The organism is Brevibacillus sp. SYP-B805, from assembly GCF_011059135.1.
GTDB lineage: Bacteria > Bacillota > Bacilli > Brevibacillales > Brevibacillaceae > Brevibacillus_F.
In genome coordinates this window covers 147,628-153,656 of sequence record NZ_JAALGD010000012.1, presented here as the reverse complement: position 1 = coordinate 153,656, position 6,029 = coordinate 147,628, and the positions used below count along the sequence as shown (strand labels likewise).

Annotated in this window: 8 protein-coding genes; 3 read left to right on the top strand and 5 right to left on the bottom strand. The window is 52.4% G+C overall.

The features are described 5' to 3' along the window. Nucleotides 1-144 precede the first annotated feature (144 nt). The 5 genes from jag to rpmH form a co-directional block, all read right to left on the bottom strand. Nucleotides 145-768 (bottom strand): RNA-binding cell elongation regulator Jag/EloR, encoded by a 624-nt coding sequence (jag, locus tag G3578_RS15450; RefSeq protein WP_165213852.1) that lies wholly within the window; start codon nt 766-768, stop codon nt 145-147. After that, a complete protein-coding gene (yidC, locus tag G3578_RS15445) occupies nt 765-1,526 on the bottom strand; it encodes a membrane protein insertase YidC (protein WP_165213851.1) in 762 nt (253 codons plus the stop codon). Before yidC ends, jag begins: the two co-directional genes overlap by 4 nt. Nucleotides 1,527-1,552: 26 nt before the next feature. Then, entirely contained in the window at nt 1,553-1,777 is a 225-nt protein-coding gene (gene yidD / locus G3578_RS15440; RefSeq protein ID WP_165213850.1) for a membrane protein insertion efficiency factor YidD, read from the bottom strand. Between the two features lie 6 nt (nt 1,778-1,783). Next, nucleotides 1,784-2,152 carry a ribonuclease P protein component gene (gene rnpA / locus G3578_RS15435; RefSeq protein WP_165213849.1) on the bottom strand — a complete coding sequence of 123 codons (369 nt, stop codon included), beginning with the start codon at nt 2,150-2,152 and terminating at the stop codon, nt 1,784-1,786. Between the two features lie 156 nt (nt 2,153-2,308). After that, on the bottom strand, nt 2,309-2,443 hold the full coding sequence (gene rpmH, locus G3578_RS15430) for a 50S ribosomal protein L34 (RefSeq protein WP_003388866.1): 135 nt from the start codon (nt 2,441-2,443) through the stop codon (nt 2,309-2,311). A gap of 561 nt (nt 2,444-3,004) precedes the next feature. Here rpmH and dnaA point away from each other — a divergent pair. The 3 genes from dnaA (at nt 3,005) to yaaA (ending at nt 6,017) form a co-directional block, all read left to right on the top strand. After that, entirely contained in the window at nt 3,005-4,366 is a 1,362-nt protein-coding gene (dnaA, locus tag G3578_RS15425) for a chromosomal replication initiator protein DnaA (protein ID WP_165213848.1), read from the top strand. Between the two features lie 219 nt (nt 4,367-4,585). Continuing rightward, complete coding sequence (dnaN, locus tag G3578_RS15420) at nt 4,586-5,725, top strand: DNA polymerase III subunit beta (RefSeq protein ID WP_165213847.1); 1,140 nt, start codon at nt 4,586-4,588, stop codon at nt 5,723-5,725. 73 nt (nt 5,726-5,798) lie between these two features. Further along, nucleotides 5,799-6,017 (top strand): S4 domain-containing protein YaaA, encoded by a 219-nt coding sequence (gene yaaA / locus G3578_RS15415; protein WP_165213846.1) that lies wholly within the window; start codon nt 5,799-5,801, stop codon nt 6,015-6,017. The last annotated feature ends 12 nt before the right edge of the window (nt 6,018-6,029 follow it).

Here is a 6,029-nt window from a genome sequence, read left to right as displayed (position 1 = left end):
CTCCTGTGATAAGTTTGAGCGGTTGGCAGACCGGCTCCCATCTTATCACCGGGTTCAAAGGATGGCTACTCATAGCTGTAAGCTTTCCCGAACCCCCAGTCTAACTGGGGGTTTTCGTATACAAAAAGGAAAGAGGCCTGCTGATCAGGCCTCTTTGGGGGCAACCACGATATAGCGGTACGGTTCCTCGCCTTCACTGTAGGTAACGACGTCCGTTCTGTTTTGCAGAAAAGAGTGAATCACTTTGCGCTCGGCTGCGGACATTGGCTCCAGTCGAACGTTTTTATGCGTTTGAACCGCTTTTTTGGCGATCCGATCCGCCAGGTTTTCCAGCGTTTCCTTGCGGCGCAGCCGGTAGTTCTCCGCATCGAGCGTAATCCGGACATGCTTTTCCGCATGCCGGTTGGCCACCACGTTGACCAGATACTGCAGTGCATCAAGCGTCTGCCCGCGCCGTCCGATAATCACGCCCAGATTGCCGCCCTGGATATCGAAGAGGACGCCATCCTCCGTCCGCTTCGTCTCCACCTTCGCCTCCACACCCATCGTCCGGAGCACGTCAGCGAGAAACGCGCCGCCCAGGTCAACCGGATCCGGCTTTACCTCCACTTCCACCTTGGCTTCGCGGGCACCGATCAGGCCGAACAATCCCTTGCTCGGTTCCTCCAGCACCTGAAACGTGACGCGCTCCCGAGGGACATTCAGCTCTCTCAGGGCCTTCTCGACTGCCTCCTCAACCGTTTTTGCCGTGGCCACCACCCTTTTCACTTGGCGGTTCCCTCCTTAGGACGTAGCTCATTTCCTTTGTCTCGGTATAAAAAATACGTTTGAACAATGGTAAAGATGTTCCCGTACACCCAATAGAGCGACAGCGCCGAAGGAAGCGTAACCCCAATCGCCAGAATCATCAGCGGCATCATGATCAGCATCATCTGCATTTGCGGGTTGTCCTGCGTGGCCGTTCCCATCATCTTGGACTGCAGATACGTGGTGATGGCTGCGATGATCGGCAAAATGTAATACGGATCTTTTTGTCCCAACTGCAGCCAGAGGAAGGTATGCTCCCGTATCTCCGGCGTACGGCTGATCGCGTTGTAGAAGGCAATCAGAATCGGCATTTGCACCAGCATCGGCAGGCAGCCGGCAAGCGGATTCACGTTGTGTTTCTGGAACAGAACCATCGTCTCCTGCTGGGCCTTCTGGGGGTCATTCTTGTACTTTTCGCGAATCTTCTGCATTTCCGGCTGCAGGGCCTGCATGGCTTTGGAGCTCTTGATCTGCTTGATCATCAATGGCAGCACCAGCAAACGGATGATAATCGTGGCAACCAGGATACCCAGGCCATAGCTGCCGCCAAGCACCGCCGCGCTTTCTTTAATCAGCCAGGACAGCGGCCAAACGAAGTACCTGTCCCAGATTCCGGTCGAATCGGGCCCAATCGGCTGCGCAGTCTGGGCGCTGCTGCACCCCGACACGACCAATACCAGGAAAGATAGACAAAGGATAGCAAGAATACGTTTATTCAAGGGGAAAATCCTCCTTACTCATAAATTCATCGTTGATGCTGTTCTGGAACAGGGTCGATCCCTCCCGGATGAAACGGATGGCACTTCAGGATGCGCCGTAGGGCAAGCCACCCTCCTTTGACCGCTCCAAAGCGGCGGATCGCTTCAATGGCATAATGAGAACAGGTAGGAGCAAACCGGCAAGTTGGAGGTTTCAAGGGAGACACAAAAATCTGATAGCCCCGGATCAACCAGACAAGTATGGCGGACATCCCGACTCACCCTCTTTTTTCGCGGGGGACAGCCGCTTGCTTTAGCACCTTGGCCCGTTTCAACACATGCTGCAGCGCCCCGCGCAGCTCCTCATACGACATCTCTTCCAAACCGGGCCTGGCGATAATGACCAAATCAAGTCCGGTTTGAATCTCCTCCTCCATGCTTGCGATCGCTTCACGAATCAGCCGTTTGACACGATTTCGGGTAACCGCTTTCCCAATTTTTTTGCCGACGGAAATGCCTGCCCGAAAAACAGCTTGTCCCTCCTGCCGTACCGCGTAAACGACAAACTGCTTATTGGCGGCTGAGGTCCCCTTTTGAAACACTTCTTGAAATTGCTCATTTTTCTTCAGCCGATGTGAACGATGCAAGGTGAACAACCCCTAACATCATAATTATAGTGGAAAAAGGATATGCCATCCACCTAGTATTTCCTTTCTTCCCCCTCTTTTTTCCTACATCTTTCAACAAACAGTCAAAACAGGTTCCTGCCGCTATGTATGAAAAAAGGCCACGCATCATGTGGCCTATGCAGAAAGCACTTTTCTACCTTTACGACGACGGGCAGCCAACACTTTACGGCCGTTTTTCGTGCTCATGCGTTTGCGGAACCCGTGGTCCTTTTTGCGCTTGCGATTATTTGGATTAAACGATGGTTTCATTCCCTTACACCTCCGTCCTCAAAAGGCATTCTTTCGCATTATAAGAAGATCCACGCAAAAAGTCAAGGTTGCCCCTCTGCGAACGGAACCGCCAAAATATCCCCAACAAATTATTTCCCGTGACTGTGGATATTCAATTGTCCACACCCCCAATATCCGACAAGGTTATCGACAATTTGTACACAAAATATGGGGGTGTGAATAGTTTTTGGACACAAGTGATTGTGTTTGTGGATAAGTGTTAAAAAACCATTGATATCACTCATTTTATCTGCTATGATGTTTTTGTTTTCAACCGTGAATAACGTACAAGACCGGTTTTGTTTTTCCACAAGATGTGGATAAAATTGTGGACAGATCTCGCATCATGTGAATCATTTTATTCACAGCGGTGCGGATAACCGTCTTCTTTTTTTCGTCTTTATGGCTGATTTATCGACAAAATTCGGTTTATTCTCCCTTACATATCCACAATGCTTGTGAATCAGCTTGTTTATTTCCTGAACGCGCGATCGTTGTGTCCACCAGCGATAATACCTTGATAGAGAGGAGGGATTTTGCTTGGATGCAGCTATCAGCGAGCTTTGGCGAAAGGTGCTGGCCAAGATCGAAAAATCGCTGAGCAAGCCGAGTTTCGATACGTGGCTGAAAGCGACGAAAGCAACGACGCTGGAAGAAGACGCGTTGATCGTCGTCGCGCCGAACGAATTCGCCCGCGATTGGCTGGAAGCCCGCTATTCGCCGTTGATCACCGATACACTTTATGAAATCACCGGTGCAGATATGAAGGTAAAATTCGTCGTTCCGCAAAATCCCGATGCGGCAGACAGCGACGAATTGCCTGTCCCGCGCGCCAAAGCGCCTGCACTGCCTCCGATCAATGATGATCAGCCGCCCAGCATCCTCAATCCCAAGTACACGTTTGACACCTTTGTCATCGGATCCGGAAACCGTTTCGCCCATGCCGCTTCGCTGGCGGTTGCGGAAGCGCCGGCCAAAGCGTACAACCCGCTGTTCATTTATGGAGGCGTAGGGCTGGGAAAAACGCACCTGATGCATGCGATCGGACATTATGTCATCCAGCACAACCCTTCCGCGAAAGTGGTATACCTCTCCTCGGAGAAATTTACCAATGAGTTCATCAACTCCATTCGCGACAACAAAACGGTCGATTTCCGCAACAAATACCGCAGCGTAGACGTGCTGTTGATCGACGATATCCAGTTTTTGGCAGGAAAAGAGCAGACGCAGGAAGAGTTTTTCCATACCTTTAATGCCCTGCATGAAGCAAGCAAGCAGATCATCATCTCCTCCGACAGGCCGCCCAAGGAGATTCCGACCCTGGAGGATCGCCTGCGCTCCCGCTTTGAATGGGGACTGATCACGGATATCCAGCCGCCCGATCTGGAGACGCGGATTGCCATTCTGCGCAAAAAAGCGAAAGCGGAGAATCTGGATATTCCCAATGAGGTCATGGTTTACATCGCCAACCAGATCGACAGCAACATCCGGGAGCTGGAAGGAGCGTTGATCCGCGTGGTCGCCTATTCCTCGCTGATCAACCGCGATATCGATACCCAGCTGGCCGCGGAAGCGCTGAAAGATATCATTCCTTCTTCCAAACCGCGGGTGATTACCATCGTTGACATCCAGCGGGCTGTAGGGGAGGCATTCAACCTGAAGCTGGAGGATTTCAAGGCGAAAAAACGGACCAAGTCCGTCGCCTTCCCGCGTCAGATTGCAATGTATCTGTCCCGCGAACTGACGGATGCCTCGCTGCCCAAGATCGGGGATGAATTCGGGGGGCGCGACCATACCACGGTGATCCATGCCCATGAAAAAATCTCCAGAGCATTGGCGACGGATCCGCAAGTCCAGGCCATCATTCAATCTCTCATGGAAAAGCTGAAAACGACCAATTAAGCGAAAGCTGTGTACAACTGTGAACAACATAAAAAGCCTATACACACTTTACCCACATGTGTATAGGCTCTCTTTTACGTTTGCGGACAAGGTTATCCACAAATGCACAGCCCTTATTACTAATGCTGTTTTCAAAGATTTATCCAAAGTATATAGATATGCGGCAAGGACGGCCGCTATGCCGAGGTCATTTTGTCCAACAAAGGGAGGGCTCACCCCATGCAAGTCACGGTGCAACGTGAAAAATTATCCAACGCTGTCTCTCATGTCAGCAAAGCGGTATCCAGTCGAACCACCATCCCGATTTTGACGGGGATCAAGATAAAAGCCGATGACGAAGGGCTGACGCTTACGGCAAGCGATTCCGACATTTCCATCGAAGTGCAGATTCCCCTGGAAGAGGCAGGCGAATGGGGGGTTACCGTCCATCAGCCGGGAAGCATCGTCCTGACTGCCCGGATCTTCAGCGAAATCGTGCGGAAGCTGCCCGGCAATGAGATCCATATGCAGGTGGACGACAGGCTGGTTACCCATATCCGCTCCGGTCAGGCCGAATTTACCATCAACGGGATGAATCCCGGCGAGTTTCCGCAGCTGCCCCATCTGGAAGAAGAGAAGGTTTTCAGCATGCCAAGCGACCTGTTGAAAACCATGATTCGCCAGACGGGCTTTGCCGTGTCCACCTCGGAAATGCGGCCGATTCTGACCGGTCTCATGTGGTCCCTGGAGCATGGGAAACTGAAATTCGTGGCTACCGACAGCCACCGGTTGGCGAGCCGGACGGCCATGGTCGAATGTTTGGACGAGCTTTCGTTCCATAACGTGGTCGTTCCGGGTAAAAGCTGCAATGAATTGGTAAAAATACTGGATGACGATCAAACGCTGGTGGATATCGTCGTGGCCGCCAACCAGATCCTGGTGAGGGCGAACAACATCCTGTTCTACTCCCGCCTGCTGGAAGGCACCTATCCGGACACGACAAGGATCATTCCGCAAAGCAGCAAAACGGAGATTGTCCTGAACACCAAGGAATTCCTGCAGGCGATCGAACGCGCTTCGCTGTTAAGCCGCGAAGGCAAAACCAACGTGGTCCGGCTGGCGACGCTGCCGGACGGCAATGTGGAGATTACCTCCAATGCGCCGGAGATCGGTCGTGTCACCGAAATCGTTGCGCCGACATCAACCGACGGGGAAGAGCTCAAAATCTCGTTCAATGCCAAATACATGATGGATGCGCTGCGTTCCATCGACAGCACGGAGATTCGTGCCAGCTTCTCCGGGCCCATGAGCCCGTTTGTGCTGCGTCCGACCGACCATGACTGGATGCTGCACCTGATTCTGCCTGTACGCACGTATTGATGCTCGGCGCAAGCTGACACTATCGTGGAGCGGGGCCCGGTACTTATCTGCCGGCTGGAAAGGAGTTTGTTTCATGAACAGAACGGTGCCGATTCGAACCGAGTATATTGCGCTCGGACAATTTTTAAAACTGGCCGATGTGATCGATACGGGCGGCATGGCCAAAGCATTTCTCGCCGAGGTGCCGATCAAGGTAAACGGCGAGAGGGAGAATCGGCGCGGCCGCAAGCTGTATCCCGAGGATGTCGTGGAGATCGAAGGGCATGGGTTGTACAAGATTACCCGTGGCTGAGAGGAGCACGAG